A 17939-nucleotide genomic window follows, 5' to 3' on the forward strand; every position below is an offset into this window, starting at 1 on the left:
GCCCTAGCTCGCCATCGCATTCCTGAGCGCTGATGTCTTGAAGCCGTTCCGGAGCTCGAGGATTTTTGCGGCGATCTCCGTCACCGGCACCGGGTGGCTGAACAGAAAACCCTGGGCCTCGTTGCAGCCTTCGGCGCGCATGTGGTTGAGCTGCTCGACCGTCTCGATGCCCTCGGCAATCGTCGTCATGCCGAGGCTCCTGCCGAGGCTGATCACCGCCCGCACGATCGATTTCGATCCATGGGTCGCGGTGGCGTCGCGGACGAAGGACTTGTCGATCTTGAGCTTGTCGAACGGGAAGCTGCGCAGATAACTCAGCGAGGAATAGCCGGTGCCGAAATCGTCCAGCGCGATGCGCAGCCCCTGCGCCTTCAGCTTGTGCAGCGTCGCCAGCGTCTCGGTGCTGTTGGCGAGGAAGACCGATTCGGTGATTTCGAGCTCCAGCCGGCGCGGCGACAATTGCGACGTCGCGAGCGCGTCGGCGATGATGTCGATGAAGCCGGAATCGCGAAACTGCGCCGCGGAAACGTTGACCGCAAGCTTCATCTCGCCGGGCCAGGTGACGGCCTGTTCGCAGGCCCGGTGCAGCACCCATTCGCCGAGCGGGCCGATCAGCCCGATCTCCTCGGCGATCGGGATGAACTGGTCGGGCGGCACCATCCCGCGCTTTGGATGATGCCAGCGCAGCAGCGCCTCGAAGCCGCAGATGCGGTCGAGATGCAGGTCGTACAGCGGCTGGTAGTAGAGCGAGAATTCGTCCTTGGCCATCGCCTCGCGCAGATCGAGCTCGATCGCCCGGCGCCGCTGCAGGCTGGCGTCCATCGAGGGCTCGAAGAACCGCCAGGTGCCGCGGCCCTCCATCTTGGCGCGGTACAGCGCGACGTCGGCGTTCTTCAGGAGCTTCTCGCCCGAGGTGCCGTCGCCCGGCGATATCGAGATGCCGACGCTGCAGCCGACCACGACACGATGCCCGTTCAGCTCGTAGGGCATGCCGACGCATTCGACCATCCGTCGCGCAAGATGCTCGGCCTCCGCGCCGTCATGCAGGCCGGACTGGATCACCGCGAACTCGTCGCCGCCGAGACGCGCGACGGTATCGATCTCGCGGACGCAGGCGTTGAGCCGGTCCGCGACCGCGCACAGCAATTCGTCGCCCACCGGGTGGCCCAGCGTGTCGTTGACCTGCTTGAAATTATCGAGATCGAGACAGTGCACGGCAAAGCCGAGGCCGCGGCCGGCCTGCGCGACCGCAAGCTCGATCCGTTCGGCCAGCAGGGTGCGGTTCGGCAGCCGCGTCAGCGCGTCGTGCCGCGCCATGAACGCGATCTGCGACTCGGCGCGCTGCTGCTCGGTGACGTCCTCGCAGGTGACCAGCCAGCCGCCGTCGGTGGTCGGCCGCTGCGCGATCGAAATGATCCGCCCGTCGGCGAGATGCTGCAGATAGTTGCCACCCTCGTTCTGCGCGAGCGAGCGGTCGCGTTCCGCCATCAGGTCGACCACGGTGCAGCTGCCGTGATTGCCGGCGGCGATGCTCAGACCGAAGATGTCCTCCATCGTCATGCCGGGGACGACGAGCTCGGGAGAAATATCGAAGATCTCGCAGAACCTGCGGTTGGCGACCTGCAGACGCGCCTCGCTGTTGTAGAGGCACAGCCCCTGCGACATGTGGGTCAGCGCCGCATCGAGCCGCAGATTGGTCTCGTGCAGCTCGGCCTTCTGCTGCCGCAGCGTGGTGATGTCGCTGTAGACCAGGATGACGCCGCCCTCCTGGGTCTCGCTGCGGCTGACCCGCAACCAGCGCCCGTCGGGAAGCTGCGCTTCGCTGGCGAACGGATCGCTGTCGCTGTCGATTGCCGCGGTCGCCGGCGCCGCGGCATCGAGCCGGTCCGAATGCAGGAGCTGCGGCGACAGATGGATCAGCTCGCTGGCGCGCGAATTGGCCAGCGCGATCTGGCCGTCGGCGTCGAGCAGCACGACGCCTTCGCGCGAGCTTTCCAGCGCATCGGACAACCGCGCCTGCGCGGAGCGGCGTTCCGACACCTCCTGATTGACCGTCCGCCGGATGTTGTCGCGCATGGTTTCCATCGCGCCGAGCAGCGTACCGAGCTCGTCGGTGCCGCCCTTCGGGATCGTCGCGTTGAGGTCGCCGTCGGCGATGCGCCGCGCGGCCCGGGACGCAATGGCGACCGGCCCGATGATGCGGCGCGCCAGCAGCCACGAGAACAGCGCCGACAGAAACAGTGCGAGGGTCAGCCCGGCGACGTTGAGCTGCAGATCGCGCCGGATCGTCGAGAGCGCGCGCTGCCGGAACAGGAAGCCGTCGCCGGCGGTATAGTTGACCAGTAGCTCGACCTGCTGGCTGACGATCCTGGAATAGCGGTCGACGTCGCCGATCGAGGTGCCGGGCGTATCGCTCGCGAAGCTGCCGTCGGAGGAGGATTCGACCGCGATGCGGTGCAGCGCCATCCAGGCGTCGGCGGCTTCCTGCACCTTGGCGGCGGCGTTCGCCGCCCGCGAGGACTGCGAGCGGTCGGCGGCGATCGCGAGGTCTTCCGACAGCGTCTTGGCGAGCTCGTCGATCTGCTTGTCGAGGCTGGCGTGGATCGCCGGGTCGGTGGTTAACAGGCGCTGCGACGAGGCGACCCGCATCGCCGCGAAGTCGGCACCCGCGGCACGGGCATAGTTGATCGACATCAGGGATTCGTCGAACGTCCGCGTCACCAGATCGCCGGCGTGGCGGATGCCGAGGGTCGAGTAGCCGCCGAGCGCCACCGCAATGGCGCTCATCGCCAGGCAAAAGATCAGGATCTGGGTGCGAATCGATCCCGTGGTCAGGGCAAGCCTCGAAAGACGACCGGCCGCAAACCGGAAAGCCGCAACACTTTTCACCTTGAGGTTGTCGAAGACCGTATCCATACCCGCGTTTTGCCGTGCTGCCGTGCTCGCTGCTCAAGCCACGCAAAGGGCGCGGCACTGCGGAAATGATTGTTGGCTCAAATTCCGCTAGTAGTGACCCGAACTGATGCTGAAATCGTTAAGATGAGCTGGCGATAATCCGCACCTCAGGTAATCCGGCGAGCACATTTGTGCCATAGGGTTCCGGGTATCGGACGTTGATGCGGGGTTGAGATGCAGGCAGGCTTGTTGCGCACCTCGCGCGTGGCCCAGCGCGGCCGCGTGCAGTTTCTGATTGTGATCTTCACGGGAATCCTTGCAGGAGCGGCCCTGGGCGCGGGTCCGTATACCATTTCGCAGAAGGATCGCGAATTCAGGCCGGCGCAGATTGCGATCAAGCGCGGCGAGACTTTACGATTCATTAACGATGATGGGGAACTGCTGCATCACGCTTATTTGAGCACCGACACTTTCAGCTTCGACTCCGGCGATCAGCAGCCGGGCAGCAAGTTCGATGTCACCTTCTCGGTGCCCGGCGACTTCATGGTGCTGTGCGGCATTCATCCGAAGATGAAGCTCGCCGTCCACGTCGCCAAATGATGCTGGAGGTAACGATCCTGCCGGCAGCGATCCCTACAGGATCGACGTCTTGAACAGCGCGGCGTGCCCGACATAGTAGACGAACAGCGTCGCCGCCAACGCGGCGCCGAGCCCGACCGGGGCAAGCCACGGCGCGCGGCGATCGTCCGCCGATACCCGGTTGTCGCAGACGATCGCGAGCAGCACGGCGATGATCGCCGAGTGGCCGATGGTGTCGAGCTTGCCGAATTCGAAGCATGCGCTGATGAACATTCCGGTCAGCACGGCTGCCGCACACCGCCGGATCAGCGGCGTCCACATCAAGGCAAAGGCGAGCACGAATTCCACCATGCCTGCGGCGCGCATGTAGAACTCGTTGTCGAAGCCGAGGGTGATCGAGGCGTGCTCGATCAGGAGCGGAAAGCTCCATTCGGGATAGGCCCATTTCTCGATCGAGGCCCACATCAGGGTTATTCCGGCGGCATAGCGCATCACGTCGAGCGGCGCGACACCGAACAAATCCTTTTTCAGCCCGACCAGCGCCAGATAGGCGGCGACGCCGAGAAAGATCGGATAGTCGGCGAGATGGAAGACGCCGTAATTGTAGACCCCGATGCCGAACAGGATCGCGATCCCGGCGGCCGACAGCGGCATCGTCCGCCGCGACAGCATGCCCGCGGCGATGCCGAGTTGCAGCGCGCCGACCAGCGGTGACGCCGTCTTCAACTCGGGCGTCAGCAGGATGCCGCCCACCGCCCAGATCGAGATGAAGAAGAACGCAGTGACGGCGCGCATCATCACTTCGGTGTGCCGCTGCAATCCCTCGGTGATGCGATCCATCGCGCGGATCGTCGCGGCGCCCAGCGAGGTGGGCTCGATCAGGCAGCCGGCAAGCAGCCAGAATACCGCGATGCCGAGCAGCAGCTCGAAATCGAGACAGAGTACATTCTCGAGTCCCCGCGGCTGCCCGGCGACATCGAACGCGCAAAACCATTTGACATGCGCCTCGGCAGACCGTGCCGACACCACGCAAAACAGGAGCGCTACGATGCACCTGGCGAACAAGGAGCGCCCACGGAGTGCCGTACCGGCCTCTCGCCCCCATTCACTGAACATCACACCGACTGCCCACGCTTAACGACTTGTTCCAACTTACATCAAATCTTAACGATTTTGCCCGGCCACGGACACCTTTGGTTGCATTGTGGTTAACCGTTCTGCCCGGTAGCGGGCACTCGTTTTCACGCGGCAGTTGCATAAAGCTTTAGCTAATTCCGGCACGGGAGCTCAATTCAACTGTCGTAATGAAGGCCCGAACACGTCGGATCGGGAGGCCGCGCCATGTTCGGAGCTGCGTTGAGCGTCGTCAGTATCGGGGTGGGGTCGGCGCTCGCCTTCGCGACAAAGTTGTACCCATCGCGTACTGCGGCCCTGGAGGCCTGCGCCGGCGCGTTCCTGCTCGTCGGGCTCGGTCTGCTCGGATCGGCGCTGCCTCACCTGCTCTGACAGGCGTCGGCCGACAGGCTTGCGGCCGCGATCAGCGCGGCAATCTTGGGCCTGCGGGAACCGGTGAATTCGCCGTCAGCGTTTGCAGAAACGCGATCAGGTCGTCCTTCTCGCTTGCGGTCAGGGACAGCGGCTTGATGTCGGGCGATCGGCTGGGACGGTCGACCCCGCCCTTGTTGTAGAGCTCGATCACATCGTCCAGGGTCGCGACCGATCCGTCGTGCATGTAGGGGGCGCGGCGCGCCACGTCGCGCAATGTCGGGGTCTTGAACGCGAAGCGCAGCTTCGCCGATGCCGGAAAGAAGCGCCCGCGGCCGATGTCATGGCCCTTGGCGGTGCCGATATCCTGAAACGAGCCGTCCGAGAACGACGGGCCGCTGTGGCAGGCAGCGCAGCCCGCCTTGCCGTTGAATAGCTCGAAGCCGTGCTGTGCCGCCGGGCTGATCGCGCTGTTGTCGCCCTTGATCCAACGGTCGAACGGCGCCTCGCCCGCCACGATCGAGCGTTCGAAGGTCGCCAGCGATGCTTCGATCCTCGGCCGCGTGATCGCGCCGTCGCCGAAGGCGCGGGTGAACGCATCGACATAGCCGGGGATCGCCGACAGCCGCGCAAGCAGCTCCGGCTCGGTCATGTTCATATTGGCCGGATTCTCGATCGGCCCGAACGCGACGGATTCCAGCGTCTTGAACTTGCCGTCCCAGCCGAGCGGCTCGAAGAAGGCGACATCGATCAGGGTCGGCGAGCGGATCGGTAGGCCCTTCGGATCCTCGCCGATGGCGCGGGGCAGGCCGTCGCCCCAGGACAGCGACGGGTTATGGCAGGTCGCGCAGGCGCGCGTCTTCGACCGCGACAGCAGCGGATCGAAGAACAGCATCTGCCCAAGCGCGGATTTCGCCTCGGACCACGGATTGCTGGCGGGATAGGGAACGGCGTCCGGCCGGCGATAGCTGGCGCGGCCTGTCGCGACGCTGTCGGGTGCCGTCGTCGCGTTCAACGCAAACGACAGCCCGACCGGCGCAAGTGCCGCGAGCAAGGTCAGGCCGACCCAAAGTCTCATTGGGTTCCTCAGACGGTATCCTGCCCGCTATATGCACAAGCATATTCAATGAAGTTTTAACGATCGGTTGCGGGGATTACGGACGGGAGCCAGGATTCCCGTTGAGGGTGGGTGCTGCGTGCCCGCGTGAGGTGAGCAGGCTGCTCAGGCACCCTCCCCCCTTGCGGGGGAGGGTTGGGGAGAGGGGTGGCCCCGGGCGAGATGGTCGACGCGGTTCGAGCCCTCATAGTTGCGCGATCCGGTTGGTATTCGGAGAGAGTCCCCGTGGGATACCCCTCTCCCTAACCCTCCCCCGCAAGGGGGGAGGGAACCCGGCCGCTAGTGCTTCCCTTACGTTGGCGCGGCTGGCGTCTGCCCCCTCGATCGCCCTTCACATGCGCCCCTATCCCGTCACGATTGCTGACCATTCACTTCTTCACCGGGCGCAGCGGCGCGGAGAACTGCTCGGTGCGGTCGCGCTCGGTCATGTCGACGACGGTGTCCATCGGCGCGGTGAGTTCGTAGACGTAGGAGACGTCGGTGAAGTAGCGCTTGGCGGTGCCGCCGAGCGCTTCGGGCGCGACGCGGTCAAGCAGGATCAGGCCGAAATCGCTGTCGGCGCGCCGCGTCGCCTGGCTGGTGTTGAACTCCTCCCAGCGGAAATGGAAGACCGCGTCCGCGGTCTCACCATTGACCTCCCAATTGGCGACGATGTGCGGATGCTTGCCGACCAGCGACAGCCCCTCGTCGGAATGCGAGGCGAGTTCGAAGAACAGCAGCGACAGCGATTGCGCGGCGCGGGCGCTGACGGTGATGTCGGGGCCGTTCACCGCGATGCGGTCGGCATGCGGGATCGAGCGTGACTCGAACAGGCCCTTCAGCTTGACGCCCTGCCATTGGCTCTCGCTGAGCAGCGTCACCACGTTCGACATCGCGTGGATGCGCCCGATCAAGAGCTCGCGCGCGACGTCGATGTCGGTGCCGTGGCGCAGCGTGCGCGTCACGATCGACTGGATCACCGCCAGGATATTCTTCACACGATGGTTGAGCTCGTCGATCACGGCGGTCAGGCGCCGCTCGAAGCCGATCCGGACCTCGATCTCGCGGCTGAGCCGCAGATTGTTGTAGGCGACGTAGCCGAACAGGCCGCAGACGATGCCGGTGAGCGCAAGCCCGATCGCGGCGACGATGGTCGCGGTCTGCTGCGCGCGCACGGTGGCGTTGCTCTTGGCGTAGTAGTCGAGCGACCAGTCGCGGCCGCCGAACGTCACGGTGCGAACCATCGATGGCAGCGGACCGTCCTGGCGCACCGCGCGCGAGGTGACGACGCCCTGCTCGTTGGCGGTGAACTCGTCATTGGAATCGCGCGGATCCTTCAGCGCCACGGCAAACAGCGAAGTGTCGTCATTGGTCAGCATCAGCGACGACAGCTCGTAGGAAAAAGTGACGAAGCCGGCCGGCTCCGACGCGCCCTCCTGGAACACCGGCGCGGCGAGCGCGACGCCGATCGGACCATTCTGTCGCAACAGCGGGATCGGATCGGAGGCCACTGGCTTCGCCTCGGCCATCGCCTTGGTCAGCATCGGGCCGACCACGGAGTGGCGGTCGAAGGCGCGGCCCGGGATGCTCAGCGTTTCCGGGTTGCGCGGCTCGACGTCCATCAGCACGTTGATCGGCTTGTCGAGTGCCTTGATGTCGAGCGGCTGGTCGTCGAAATCCCTGATCTGCGGGTTGGTAAAGCCTGCGGCCTTCAGCTCCGCCTCGGCCGCGGTGAGCTCGTTCGGTCTCAGCCGCGCGATCCAGGTGGCGACGACGAAGTCGGTCTTGAAGGCATAGATCGCCGAGCGCAGCGGCTGCAGCATGTTGGCCTTCACCATCGACGGCGCCCGGAACAGGCCGGAGGCCACCCGCGCCAGCAGCTCGCGCTCGGTCAGGCGGTCCTGCACCAGGCTGGCGTGAACGTCGATCGCCCGCGCCAGCGCGATGCCGTCGATCGCCAGCTCCTGATCGTGCACCCGATAGGCCGCGAGACCGGAGAGCAGGATCCCGATCAGCGCGATCAAGGCGACGATAAAGCCCAGCCGAACCACGCGTTTACTCGGCAATCAAGGGGTGGCGAAACGGGACGGATGGCATCTCGGGTCTGCGGGGGCGGCGACAAATCAACACGTGAAGTACACCAGCCGCACCGGAATATGGAGTAGCGATCATTGGTACGCAACTGAAGCCGGTCGGCAGCATTAACGCCGACGCCACCCGGCCGATGTTTGGCGGCGCCAAGGATTGCTAATCGGCAAAGTTGGCAATTGTTCCGGCGATTGCGCAGCTTTTTTGCGGCGGGGGGAGCTCGGTACGGCTGCTTCCCGTCATCCTGAGGTGCGCGCTCTTGCGCGCCTCGAAGGATGAGTCGGCCACTGACCGGGCCGTGCATCCTTCGAGGCTCGCCGAAGAGGCTCGCACCTCAGGATGACGGGACCAGCACGGTCGGCCTCGTCCGCCACAATGATTAACGACTAGCTCGCCTTGGCGGCCCGGCCGGCGGCCTGCGACCGAAGGCCGCCCTTGGTCTCGATGAAGCTGACGATGCGCTCCAGGCCATCGCTCTTCTTCAGGTTGGTCATCACGAAGGGCCGCTCGCCGCGCATCCGCCTGGTGTCGGTCTCCATCTTCTCAAGCGACGCACCGACATGGGGCGCGAGGTCGATCTTGTTGATCACGAGCAGGTCGGAGCGCGTGATCCCCGGGCCGCCCTTGGAGGGGATCTTGTCGCCGGCGGCGACGTCGATGACGTAGATGGTCAGGTCGGCCAATTCCGGCGAGAAGGTCGCGGCGAGATTGTCGCCGCCGGATTCGATCAGCACCAGATCGAGGTTCGGAAACTTGGCCCGCATGTCGGCGACCGCGGCAAGGTTCATCGAGGCGTCTTCGCGGATCGCGGTGTGCGGACAGCCGCCGGTCTCGACGCCGGCGATGCGGTCCGCCGTCAGCGAGCCGGAGCGCACCAGAAATTCGGCGTCCCACTTGGTGTAGATGTCGTTGGTGATCGCGGCGATGTCGTAGCGCTCGCGCATCGTCTTGCAGAGCAGATCCATCAGCGCGGTCTTGCCGGAGCCGACCGGACCACCGACACCGACGCGCAACGGGCCGTGAGAAGTAGGCATGTCAATCCATCCATCGTCGTCCCGGCCTAGTGCGCAATTGCGCACGGGGGCCGGGACCCATTACCGCCGAATTGAGTTGCTGCGCGACGCTGGGGCCACAGCGCTGCACAACCACAAAGGCCTGTGGTCATGGGTCCCGGCCCCCGTGCGCATTGCGCACTAGGCCGGGACGACGCGTGGAGAGAGTCGCAGATCATGATCTGAACAGCCTCGTATACTGCGTCTCGTGCCGCAAGCTGGCGAGATCGGCGCGGAAGGTCGCGCTGCCGAGGTCGTCGAGCGAAGCGGTCGCGGCACGCGCTGCGGTGGCGGCGACGTCGCCCTCGAGCGCGGCGAGCACGCGCTGGCTGTCGGTCTGCCCGAGCGGGATCAGCCGGCTGCCGGCCGAAATCCAGTTCGAGACCACAGCATGCAGGAAGGCGTGCAGCGACGGCGCCAGCGGAATGCCGTGCGCGGCGCTGACCAGGCCGACCGCGACCGGATAGACGATCGGGCCATCGCAGGCTGCAATGCTGTCGTCGAGGCCGGGCGAATTCCAGGCGGTGCGGGCAATCTCGATGAAGGCGCGGCCCTGGGTCGTGGTCTCGAGCTGGCGCTCGCGCGACGGCACCAGGGCGGCGGCGAGTTCGGCGATCTGCTTCAAGGCAGCGGCATCCTGCTCCGCCGCCGCGCGGTGGCTGTGCGCGAGCAAGACGCCGTCGCAAAAGCCGCTGCCGTCGGTGAGGATAGCGGCGAGCCAGTCGCGCAGCGAGGCGGCATCGCTGATGTCGCCGGCCTCCACCGCCCATTCGATGCCGCTGGAATAAGAGAACGCGCCGACCGGGAACGATGGCGACAGCCACGTCATCAGCCGGTACAGCGCAGCGGCCTCGCGCTCCGTCATCCCGCCGCCGACGGCAGCGGGATCGGGCTCATTTGTGGTCATGAGCATGGGAGTGGTCGTGATGGTGATCACCGTGGTGATGCCCATCACCGTGGTGATGGCTATCACCGTGGTGATGGTCGTGACCGCAATGCTCGTCGTGGTGATGGTGGTGATCATGATCGTGGTGATCGTGACCGTGGTGATGACCGTGATCATGCGCATGGCTGTGGGCATGATCGTGCCCGGTATGACCTTGCGCGGGCTCCTCGGCGTGGGCGTGCCCGGCATAGGCGCCGCCCTCGGGATCGAACGGCGCCTCGATCTCGAGCACGCGGGCGCCAAGACCCTTCACCATCGCTTCGATGACGTGGTCGCGGCGGATGCGTAGCCCCTTCGGCATGATCTGGGTCGGCAGATGCCGGTTGCCAAGATGCCAGGCGACCCGGATCAGATGATGCGGATCGCTGCCGCGGATTTCGAGCAGCGCTTCGGGGGCGGCGACCACCTCGATCAGGCGGCCGTCCTCCAACACCAGCGCATCGCCGCCGCGCAGGGCGACGGCATTTTCAAGATCGAGCAGAAATTCGAGCCCACGCGTCCCCGTCATCGCCATCCGCCGCCGGTGCCGGTCGTCGAAATCGAGCACGACGGTGTCGGCCGCGGCGTGCGTCCAGCGATGTTGCCCGAGAATTTTGGTTGCGCGGATCATCGGTGCCTTCGTGTTATGCGTTGGAACGCAGTGAGATGAGGTCGGTGCCGACCACGATCACGGTGCGCCCCCTCGCCCCGTTCTTACGGGGAGAGGGTTGGGGTGAGGGGCTACTTCCGCATCGACGGCGCCAGATGCGTCCGCGGAGACTCCCCCTCACCCGTAACGCATCTGGCGATGCGTTACGACCTCTCCCCGCAGGCGGGGCGAGGTGAAGTGGAGTTCGTGGCGCAGTTTGACGCATGATCAGCTCAAAGCTTCTCGACCTTGCCGTCGCTGATGATCTCGATCACCGTCGGCGCGGTCTTCATCTGCGCGGAATATTCCCGCCACACTTTCATGTGGGGCGCGCGGGCGTGGGCGTTGAGGTCGTCGCGGGTCTCCCAGCGCTCGACCACGACGTAGAGGTTGGGGTCGTTGACGCTGACGTGGCCATCATAGGCAAGACAGCCCTTCTCCTTGCGGGTCTCGACCGTGCAGGCCTTGTGGCCCTTGATGAAGTCCTCGCGGTTCTCGGGCTTCATCGGCGTGGTGGCGATGACGTAGATCATGATGCGCTTCCTGCTCTTGTTCTTGCTTAGCGGACGTCGACCTTCTCGGGCGTGATGACCTCGATCCGCGGCGGCGAGACCATGCATTTCACCGCGACCCGGCCGAACGTCTTCATGTGCTCGGCGGTGCGATGCGGCACCAGCGCCTCGGCGTTCTCCCACTGCTCGACGAACACCATCTTGCTGTGGTCGGTGACGCTCTCGTGCAGATCGTAGGCGATGTTGCCGGGCTCCTTGCGGGTCTCCTTGATGCAGGCGGTCGCCGCAGCGATGAATTCGGCGCGGGTCTCGGGCTTGATGGTCAGCGTGGCGACGACGTAAATCACGGAAATCCTCCCGGTTTTCTCTTTTGGCTTTAGATACCGGGATGGGTTTTAGAACATAAAGTAGCGCTGTGCCATGGGCAGCACCTCGGCCGGCGCGCAGGTCAGAAGCTCGCCGTCTGCGCGGACCTCATAGGTCTCGGGATCGACCTCGATCTCGGGGGTGGCGTCGTTGTGGATCATGCTCTTCTTGGAGATCTTTCCGCGGGTGTTTTGCACCGCGTAGAGCTTTTTGCTGATCCCGAGCTTGCGGGCGAGCCCGCCGGTCACCGCGGCCTTCGACGTGAACACCACCGAGGACGCCGTCAGCGACTTGCCGAACGCGGCGAACATCGGCTGGTAGTGCACCGGCTGCGGCGTCGGGATCGAGGCGTTGGGATCGCCCATCGGAGCCGCCACGATCGAGCCGCCCTTGATGATGCAGTCCGGCTTGACGCCGAAGAACGCCGGCGACCACAGCACGAGGTCGGCGAGCTTGCCCTTCTCGACCGAGCCGATCAGCTTCGACACGCCATGGGCGATCGCGGGGTTGATGGTGTATTTGGCGATGTAGCGCTTGACGCGGAAATTGTCGTTGTCGTTGCCCTTGTCCTGCGGCAGCGCACCACGCTGCTTCTTCATCTTGTCGGCGGTCTGCCAGGTGCGGATGATGACTTCGCCCAGCCGGCCCATCGCCTGGGAGTCCGACGACATCATCGAGAGCGCGCCGAGATCGTGCAGGATGTCCTCGGCCGCGATGGTCTCCTTGCGGATCCGGCTCTCGGCGAAGGCGAGGTCTTCGGCGATCGACGGATCGAGGTGATGGCACACCATCAGCATGTCCAAATGCTCGTCGATGGTGTTGCGGGTGAAGGGACGGGTCGGGTTGGTCGAGGACGGCAGCACGTTCTTCAGGCCGGCGATCTTGATGATGTCAGGCGCATGGCCGCCGCCGGCGCCCTCGGTGTGGAAAGCATGGATGGTGCGACCCTTGAACGCCTTCACGGTGTCCTCGACGAAGCCGGACTCATTCAGCGTGTCCGAGTGCAGCATCACCTGGACGTCGTAATCGTCGGCGACCGAGAGGCAGGTGTCGATCGCCGACGGCGTGGTGCCCCAGTCCTCGTGCAGCTTCAGCGCGCAGGCGCCGCCCTTGATCATCTCGACCAGCGCCGCCGGACGCGAGGCGTTGCCCTTGCCTGAGATGCCGAGATTGACCGGGAACGCGTCGAACGACTGGATCATCCGCCCCATGTGCCACGGGCCGGGCGTGCAGGTGGTGGCGAAGGTGCCGTGCGAGGGACCGGTGCCGCCGCCCAGCATCGAGGTGACGCCACTCATCAGCGCGTGCTCGATCTGCTGCGGACAGATGAAATGGATGTGGCTGTCGAAGCCGCCGGCGGTGAGGATTTTTCCTTCGCCTGCGATCACGTCGGTGCCGGGACCGATGATGATGGTGACATTGGGCTGGATGTCGGGATTACCGGCCTTGCCGATCGCCGCGATCATGCCTTCCTTGATCGCGACATCGGCTTTGACGATGCCCCAGTGATCGACGATCAGCGCATTGGTGATGACGGTGTCGGCCGCGCCCTGCGCATTGGTCACCTGCGACTGCCCCATGCCGTCGCGGATCACCTTGCCGCCGCCGAATTTCACCTCCTCGCCGTAGGTGGTGAAATCCTTCTCGACCTCGATGATGAGGTCGGTGTCAGCGAGCCGAACCTTGTCGCCGGTGGTCGGGCCGAACATGTCGGCATAGACGGAACGTTTGATTTTGGTGCTCACAGCGTGCTCCTGGCAAGCCTGACTGCTTCGTTGAACATTCGGTCGAGGGTCGCATTGACGCCGCGACAACCTGCGACGACCTTCTCGGCCCACGCGACATAGTCCGCGAGATCGTCGCGCTCGTCCGCGCTTGGTTGCGGCACGATGCGAGCGAGCGTGTTGCTGATCTTGTCGGCAATCTTGATCAGCTTCGCATCCGGCGACTTGTGCGGGGCATCCTCGATCTGCTTCCGCCGGCGCTCGGCTTTCGGCAGACTCATGTCGTCGGTGCATTCGACCACGAGATCGGCGACGCGCGCGCCGAATTTCTGGGCCAGCTCCTCGCGCGTGGTCCCGGTATCCTCGATGGTGTCATGCAGCCACCCTGCGGCCACCAGTTCCGCATCGGCGCCATCGGTCACCTGCGCCAGCAGGTTCGCGACTTCGGCGAGATGATTGATGTAGGGCTCATTGCCCCGCCCCTTGCGCGCCATCCCGTTGTGACGGCGCGCGGCGAGTTGGGCGGCTTCGGAGATCAAGCGGATGGCGGGGAGCATGGGCTACGCCGCTCCCACTGCTGCTGTCAGCGCCCGGGGCCTACCCCTCTCCCCAACCCTCCCCCGCAAGGGGGGAGGGAGCCTGGGCGGCGTGCTCACCTCACCGAAATTCGCAGCCTGCGCTCGTCGCATCACGGCTCCTCCGCTCCATCAGTGTCAGATGTAAGGGAGGTACCGGCGGAAGGGTTCCCTCCCCCCTTGCGGGGGAGGGTTAGGGAGAGGGGTGCCGCTTGCTCGGCTGCCTGAAGGATCGCAAGAGCAACACCTTCCAAATTCTTCATCACGTCGTCGTTGGTGAACCGCAGCACACGGTAGCCGCGCGACGCCAACCACGCATCGCGCCGTTCGTCGCGACGAATACGTTCTTCGAAATCGTGGCTCTCCCCGTCGACTTCGACAATCAGCTTGCACGAATGCGCGACGAAATCCGCGATGTAGGTGCCGATCGGCGCCTGGCGACGGAAGTTGAGCCCGGCGAGGCGATCAGCCTTCAGGTGACGCCACAGCAAGGTCTCCGCGCACGTCATGGTGCGGCGGAGCTGCTTGGCGCGATCGCGCTGCGTGTCGCTCACCTGAGTGTGCGGCATGCCCCTCTCCGCAAAACCACGTCGGTCAGCGCCCGGGGCTTACCCCTCTCCCCAACCCTCCCCCGCAAGGGGGGAGGGAGCCTGAGCAACGTGCTCACCTCACGTCGCGTTACGACTACTTTCTGTACCATCAATACCTCCGCTCCATCGGTCTCGGAGGTGAGGGACGCATCGGCGGAAGGGTGCCCTCCCCCCTTGCGGGGGAGGGTTAGGGAGAGGGGTGCCGCTTGCTCTGCTCGGTGACGTGAGGTGAGAATCACGCTTGCGCCGTTGGCGCTACCGAGCTGGATTGCGCGCACTCGCAAGATCTCATCGGTCAGCGCCCGGGGCTTACCCCTCTCCCCAACCCTCCCCCGCAAGGGGGGAGGGAGCCTGACCGGTTTGCTCACCTCACAATGAACTACTGCAACAGCGATCACAGCTTCCCCTTCACCTCGGCGCGGAAGCCGTAGATCACGCGCTTTCCCGCCAGCGCGACGAGCTGGACGTCGCGGGTCTGGCCGGGCTCGAAGCGGACCGCGGTGCCGGCGGCGATGTCGAGGCGCATGCCGCGGGCCTTCTTGCGGTCGAATTTCAGCGCCGGGTTGGTTTCGAAGAAATGATAGTGCGAGCCGACTTGAATCGGGCGGTCGCCGGTGTTGGCGACGGTGATCGTCACGGTCTTGCGGCCGGCATTGAGCTCGATCTCGCCGTCCTTGATGAAGCGTTCGCCGGGGATCATGTCGAGCTCCTATCGGATCGGCTCATGCACGGTGACGAGTTTTGTGCCATCGGGAAACGTCGCCTCGACCTGGATGTCGTGGATCATCTCGGGGATGCCGGTCATCACCTGATCCCGGGTCAGGACCTTGGCGCCGGCCTGCATCAGTTCGGCAACGGTGCGGCCGTCGCGCGCGCCCTCGACAATGAAATCGGTGATCAGCGCCACCGCTTCCGGATGGTTCAGCTTGACGCCGCGCTCGAGGCGGCGGCGCGCCACCATGGCGGCCATCGACACCAGCAGCTTGTCCTTTTCGCGGGGAGACAAATTCATGCGAGCACTCTGATCGTTCTCAAAGGATTAGTTGAGCCACAGCCTCTTAGTTAAGCCAGAGTCTTGGCAGCGGCACGGCGGAGGCGCGGCCGAGCACCGTCATCATGTCGGTGCGCAGCCGTGCGGCATCTTGGGCACAGAAGCGCGCCATTGCAAAGCCGTTCCAGGCGGAGATGCCGACCTCGCCGCCAAAACGCTCCGACGCCTCGCGGATGCGCTCGACCAGCGCCTCGTCGCCCGGCACGATCAGCGCGGTGCCGATCGCGGTGCCGCCACCCGCGATGGCGTGCCGCGCGAGCTTCTCGCCGATCTCGCCGTCGAGTCTGACCGTCTCCGCAAACACCAGCCGGCCGCCGCGGCGCATCCGCCAGCGGTCGACGAATTCGCCATGCCGCATGGTCTCGCCCATCGCGGCGCGGCCGAACACCACGATCTCGCAGAGCAGCAGCGAGGCGTCCTCGGCGAGCTCGATGTCGAAGCCGCGATAAATGCGCGCGCGGTCGAACAGGATGGTCTCCTGCGGCAGCCAGGAGAGATGCGCGCCGGCATCCACCTTGAGCGCGATGTCGAGCCGGGCCGCCGCGCCTGGCGCCCGGTAGACCTTTTCGGCCGCCGCCGTGGTCAGTGTCAGCCGGGCGCCCTCACCCGCCGCGATCGCGATGTCGAAACGGTCGCCGCCGGCAATGCCACCGGCGGTGTTGACGAACATCGCCGACAGGCCGTCATCCTCCGGCGATGGAAAGCGGACGCGCAGCGAGCCTGACTCGTGGAGGTCGCCGCGGCGGGTAACACCATCGGCAAGATGCACGCCGAACCGCACCGCGCCCTGGGCGCGGTTCGCCGCAAACGTCGCCGCCGTCGCGCTTGCGATCCCGCTCCGCATCCCCCTCACGCTCCCTCACCCACGCCGCGGATGCGACGTCACATCTTCACAGCGCCATCTGGCGGCTGATCTCGGCGGGATCGAGGCTTGCGCGGTCGCTGGTGTATTTCACCGCACCCCGGTCCATAACAGCAAAACTGTCGCCGAGTTCGCAGGCAAAGTCGAGATATTGTTCGACCAGCACGATCGCGATGTTGCCGAGGTTGCGCAGGTAGGAGATGGCGCGGCCGATGTCCTTGATGATCGAGGGCTGGATACCCTCGGTCGGCTCGTCGAGCAGCAGCAGCTTTGGCCGCATCACCAGCGCGCGGCCGATCGCGAGCTGCTGCTGCTGGCCGCCGGAGAGGTCGCCGCCGCGGCGGCCGAGCATGGTCTGCAGCACCGGAAACAGCGAGAACACATCGTCGGGGATGTTGCGGTCCTCGCGCTTCAGCGGACCGAAGCCGGTCTTGAGGTTCTCCTCGACCGTCAGCAGCGGAAAGATCTCGCGGCCCTGCGGCACGAAGCCGATGCCGCGCCGCGCCCGCTCGTAAGGCTTCAGCGCGGTGATGTCCTTGCCGTCGAAATTGATCGCACCGGAGGCGATCGGGTACTGCCCGACCATGGCGCGCAGCAGCGAGGTCTTGCCGACGCCGTTGCGGCCGAGCACGCAGGTGACCTTGCCGGGTTCGGCGGTCAGCGACACGCCGCGCAGCGCCTGCGCGGCGCCGTAGAACAGATTGATGTTGTCGACCTTCAGCATCGCTTAGCGCCCCAGATAGACTTCGACCACGCGCTCGTTCGACGACACCTGGTCGATCGAACCTTCGGCGAGCACCGAGCCCTCATGCAGGCAGGTCACCTTGACGCCGAGTTCGCGCACGAAGGTCATGTCGTGCTCGACCACCATGATGGTGTGGTTCTTGTTGATCTGTTTCAGCAGCTCCGCGGTCAGATGGGTCTCGACGTCGGTCATCCCGGCGACGGGCTCGTCGACCAGCAGCACCTTGGGATCCTGCGCCAGCAGCATGCCGATCTCGAGCCACTGCTTCTGGCCGTGGCTGAGGCTGCCGGCGAGGCGGTTGCGGGCGTCGGCCAGGCGGATGGTCTCCAGCACCTTGTCGATGCGCTCGGATTCGGCCTTGCTGCCGCGCCAGAACAGCGTGCCGCGCACCGAATGGTCGACATTGAGCGCGAGCAAGAGATTGTCCTGCACGGTCTGGCTCTCGAACACGGTCGGCTTCTGGAACTTGCGGCCGATGCCGAGTTCGGCGATGCGGGTCTCATCGAGCCGCGTGAGGTCGACGGTGCCGTCGAACAGCACGGTGCCCTCGTCCGGCTTGGTCTTGCCGGTGATGATGTCCATCATCGTGGTCTTGCCGGCGCCGTTGGGGCCGATGATGGCGCGCATCTCGCCGGGCTCGAGCGCCAGCGACAAATTGTTGATGGCGTGAAAGCCGTCGAACGAGACGTGCACGCCGTCGAGATAGAGCATGGCCGAGGTGGCGCGGGTATCCATGACGTTCATT

The 17939-nt window shown here is 65.3% G+C and carries 19 protein-coding genes; 2 read left to right on the top strand and 17 right to left on the bottom strand.

Features of this window, described 5'->3' with window-relative positions; genetic code table 11:
• Positions 1-3 precede the first annotated feature (3 nt).
• Entirely contained in the window at positions 4-2916 is a 2913-nt protein-coding gene (locus XH93_RS39480; RefSeq protein WP_194471581.1) for an EAL domain-containing protein, read from the bottom strand.
• 213 nt (positions 2917-3129) lie between these two features.
• On the opposite strand from XH93_RS39480, the gene XH93_RS39485 reads away from it, so the two are divergent.
• A complete protein-coding gene (locus tag XH93_RS39485; RefSeq protein ID WP_194471582.1) occupies positions 3130-3495 on the top strand; it encodes a methylamine utilization protein in 366 nt (121 codons plus the stop codon).
• Positions 3496-3528: 33 nt separating this feature from the next.
• Here the strand turns inward: XH93_RS39485 and XH93_RS39490 are convergent, their stop codons facing one another.
• Positions 3529-4512 carry a hypothetical protein gene (locus XH93_RS39490; protein WP_194475512.1) on the bottom strand — a complete coding sequence of 328 codons (984 nt, stop codon included), beginning with the start codon at positions 4510-4512 and terminating at the stop codon, positions 3529-3531.
• 303 nt (positions 4513-4815) lie between these two features.
• Here XH93_RS39490 and XH93_RS39495 point away from each other — a divergent pair, with 303 nt between their 5' ends.
• A complete protein-coding gene (locus XH93_RS39495) occupies positions 4816-4980 on the top strand; it encodes a hypothetical protein (protein ID WP_172626644.1) in 165 nt (54 codons plus the stop codon).
• Between the two features lie 31 nt (positions 4981-5011).
• On the opposite strand, the gene XH93_RS39500 is transcribed toward XH93_RS39495, so the two are convergent.
• The 15 genes from XH93_RS39500 to urtD form a co-directional block, all read right to left on the bottom strand.
• Positions 5012-6037 carry a cytochrome-c peroxidase gene (locus tag XH93_RS39500; protein WP_194471583.1) on the bottom strand — a complete coding sequence of 342 codons (1026 nt, stop codon included), beginning with the start codon at positions 6035-6037 and terminating at the stop codon, positions 5012-5014.
• A gap of 407 nt (positions 6038-6444) precedes the next feature.
• On the bottom strand, positions 6445-8106 hold the full coding sequence (locus XH93_RS39505; protein WP_194471584.1) for an HWE histidine kinase domain-containing protein: 1662 nt from the start codon (positions 8104-8106) through the stop codon (positions 6445-6447).
• A 423-nt stretch (positions 8107-8529) separates the two neighbouring features.
• Complete coding sequence (gene ureG / locus XH93_RS39510; RefSeq protein WP_194471585.1) at positions 8530-9177, bottom strand: urease accessory protein UreG; 648 nt, start codon at positions 9175-9177, stop codon at positions 8530-8532.
• A 193-nt stretch (positions 9178-9370) separates the two neighbouring features.
• Complete coding sequence (locus XH93_RS39515) at positions 9371-10108, bottom strand: urease accessory protein UreF (protein WP_194475513.1); 738 nt, start codon at positions 10106-10108, stop codon at positions 9371-9373.
• Positions 10089-10751: an urease accessory protein UreE gene (locus XH93_RS39520; protein WP_194471586.1), complete on the bottom strand. Its 663-nt coding sequence runs from the start codon at positions 10749-10751 to the stop codon at positions 10089-10091. The genes XH93_RS39515 and XH93_RS39520 overlap by 20 nt, the downstream gene beginning before the upstream one ends.
• A gap of 251 nt (positions 10752-11002) precedes the next feature.
• Entirely contained in the window at positions 11003-11302 is a 300-nt protein-coding gene (locus tag XH93_RS39525) for a putative quinol monooxygenase (protein ID WP_139858136.1), read from the bottom strand.
• Positions 11303-11328: 26 nt separating this feature from the next.
• Positions 11329-11628: a putative quinol monooxygenase gene (locus tag XH93_RS39530; RefSeq protein ID WP_139480286.1), complete on the bottom strand. Its 300-nt coding sequence runs from the start codon at positions 11626-11628 to the stop codon at positions 11329-11331.
• A 48-nt stretch (positions 11629-11676) separates the two neighbouring features.
• Positions 11677-13392 (bottom strand): urease subunit alpha, encoded by a 1716-nt coding sequence (gene ureC / locus XH93_RS39535; protein ID WP_194471587.1) that lies wholly within the window; start codon positions 13390-13392, stop codon positions 11677-11679.
• On the bottom strand, positions 13389-13928 hold the full coding sequence (locus tag XH93_RS39540; RefSeq protein WP_194471588.1) for an HD domain-containing protein: 540 nt from the start codon (positions 13926-13928) through the stop codon (positions 13389-13391). The genes ureC and XH93_RS39540 overlap by 4 nt, the downstream gene beginning before the upstream one ends.
• A 131-nt stretch (positions 13929-14059) precedes the next feature.
• Positions 14060-14515 carry an endonuclease domain-containing protein gene (locus XH93_RS39545; protein ID WP_194471589.1) on the bottom strand — a complete coding sequence of 152 codons (456 nt, stop codon included), beginning with the start codon at positions 14513-14515 and terminating at the stop codon, positions 14060-14062.
• A 415-nt stretch (positions 14516-14930) separates the two neighbouring features.
• Positions 14931-15236 carry an urease subunit beta gene (locus tag XH93_RS39550; RefSeq protein ID WP_194471590.1) on the bottom strand — a complete coding sequence of 102 codons (306 nt, stop codon included), beginning with the start codon at positions 15234-15236 and terminating at the stop codon, positions 14931-14933.
• 9 nt (positions 15237-15245) lie between these two features.
• Positions 15246-15548: an urease subunit gamma gene (locus tag XH93_RS39555; RefSeq protein ID WP_139480291.1), complete on the bottom strand. Its 303-nt coding sequence runs from the start codon at positions 15546-15548 to the stop codon at positions 15246-15248.
• Between the two features lie 46 nt (positions 15549-15594).
• Positions 15595-16431, bottom strand: a complete 837-nt coding sequence (locus XH93_RS39560) for an urease accessory protein UreD (RefSeq protein ID WP_194471591.1) — start codon at positions 16429-16431, stop codon at positions 15595-15597.
• Positions 16432-16477: 46 nt separating this feature from the next.
• Entirely contained in the window at positions 16478-17173 is a 696-nt protein-coding gene (urtE, locus tag XH93_RS39565; protein ID WP_139480293.1) for an urea ABC transporter ATP-binding subunit UrtE, read from the bottom strand.
• Positions 17174-17176: 3 nt separating this feature from the next.
• Complete coding sequence (urtD, locus tag XH93_RS39570) at positions 17177-17938, bottom strand: urea ABC transporter ATP-binding protein UrtD (RefSeq protein WP_194471592.1); 762 nt, start codon at positions 17936-17938, stop codon at positions 17177-17179.
• Position 17939: the final 1 nt, after the last annotated feature.

The sequence above is a fragment of the Bradyrhizobium sp. CCBAU 51753 genome (assembly GCF_015291565.1).
GTDB lineage: Bacteria > Pseudomonadota > Alphaproteobacteria > Rhizobiales > Xanthobacteraceae > Bradyrhizobium > Bradyrhizobium ivorense.

Excerpts from the sequence above, each read along its gene's own strand:
- XH93_RS39520 (WP_194471586.1), bottom strand. The coding sequence starts at position 10,751 with ATGATCCGCGCAACCAAAATTCTCGGGCAACATCGCTGGACGCACGCC.
- urtD (WP_194471592.1), bottom strand. The coding sequence starts at position 17,938 with ATGAACGTCATGGATACCCGCGCCACCTCGGCCATGCTCTATCTCGAC.
- XH93_RS39515 (WP_194475513.1), bottom strand. The coding sequence starts at position 10,108 with ATGCTCATGACCACAAATGAGCCCGATCCCGCTGCCGTCGGCGGCGGG.
- XH93_RS39485 (WP_194471582.1), top strand. The coding sequence starts at position 3,130 with ATGCAGGCAGGCTTGTTGCGCACCTCGCGCGTGGCCCAGCGCGGCCGC.
- XH93_RS39540 (WP_194471588.1), bottom strand. The coding sequence starts at position 13,928 with ATGCTCCCCGCCATCCGCTTGATCTCCGAAGCCGCCCAACTCGCCGCG.
- urtE (WP_139480293.1), bottom strand. The coding sequence starts at position 17,173 with ATGCTGAAGGTCGACAACATCAATCTGTTCTACGGCGCCGCGCAGGCG.
- XH93_RS39480 (WP_194471581.1), bottom strand. The coding sequence starts at position 2,916 with ATGGATACGGTCTTCGACAACCTCAAGGTGAAAAGTGTTGCGGCTTTC.
- XH93_RS39555 (WP_139480291.1), bottom strand. The coding sequence starts at position 15,548 with ATGAATTTGTCTCCCCGCGAAAAGGACAAGCTGCTGGTGTCGATGGCC.
- ureG (WP_194471585.1), bottom strand. The coding sequence starts at position 9,177 with ATGCCTACTTCTCACGGCCCGTTGCGCGTCGGTGTCGGTGGTCCGGTC.
- XH93_RS39500 (WP_194471583.1), bottom strand. The coding sequence starts at position 6,037 with ATGAGACTTTGGGTCGGCCTGACCTTGCTCGCGGCACTTGCGCCGGTC.
- XH93_RS39560 (WP_194471591.1), bottom strand. The coding sequence starts at position 16,431 with ATGCGGAGCGGGATCGCAAGCGCGACGGCGGCGACGTTTGCGGCGAAC.
- XH93_RS39525 (WP_139858136.1), bottom strand. The coding sequence starts at position 11,302 with ATGATCTACGTCATCGCCACCACGCCGATGAAGCCCGAGAACCGCGAG.
- XH93_RS39495 (WP_172626644.1), top strand. The coding sequence starts at position 4,816 with ATGTTCGGAGCTGCGTTGAGCGTCGTCAGTATCGGGGTGGGGTCGGCG.
- XH93_RS39550 (WP_194471590.1), bottom strand. The coding sequence starts at position 15,236 with ATGATCCCCGGCGAACGCTTCATCAAGGACGGCGAGATCGAGCTCAAT.
- XH93_RS39545 (WP_194471589.1), bottom strand. The coding sequence starts at position 14,515 with ATGCCGCACACTCAGGTGAGCGACACGCAGCGCGATCGCGCCAAGCAG.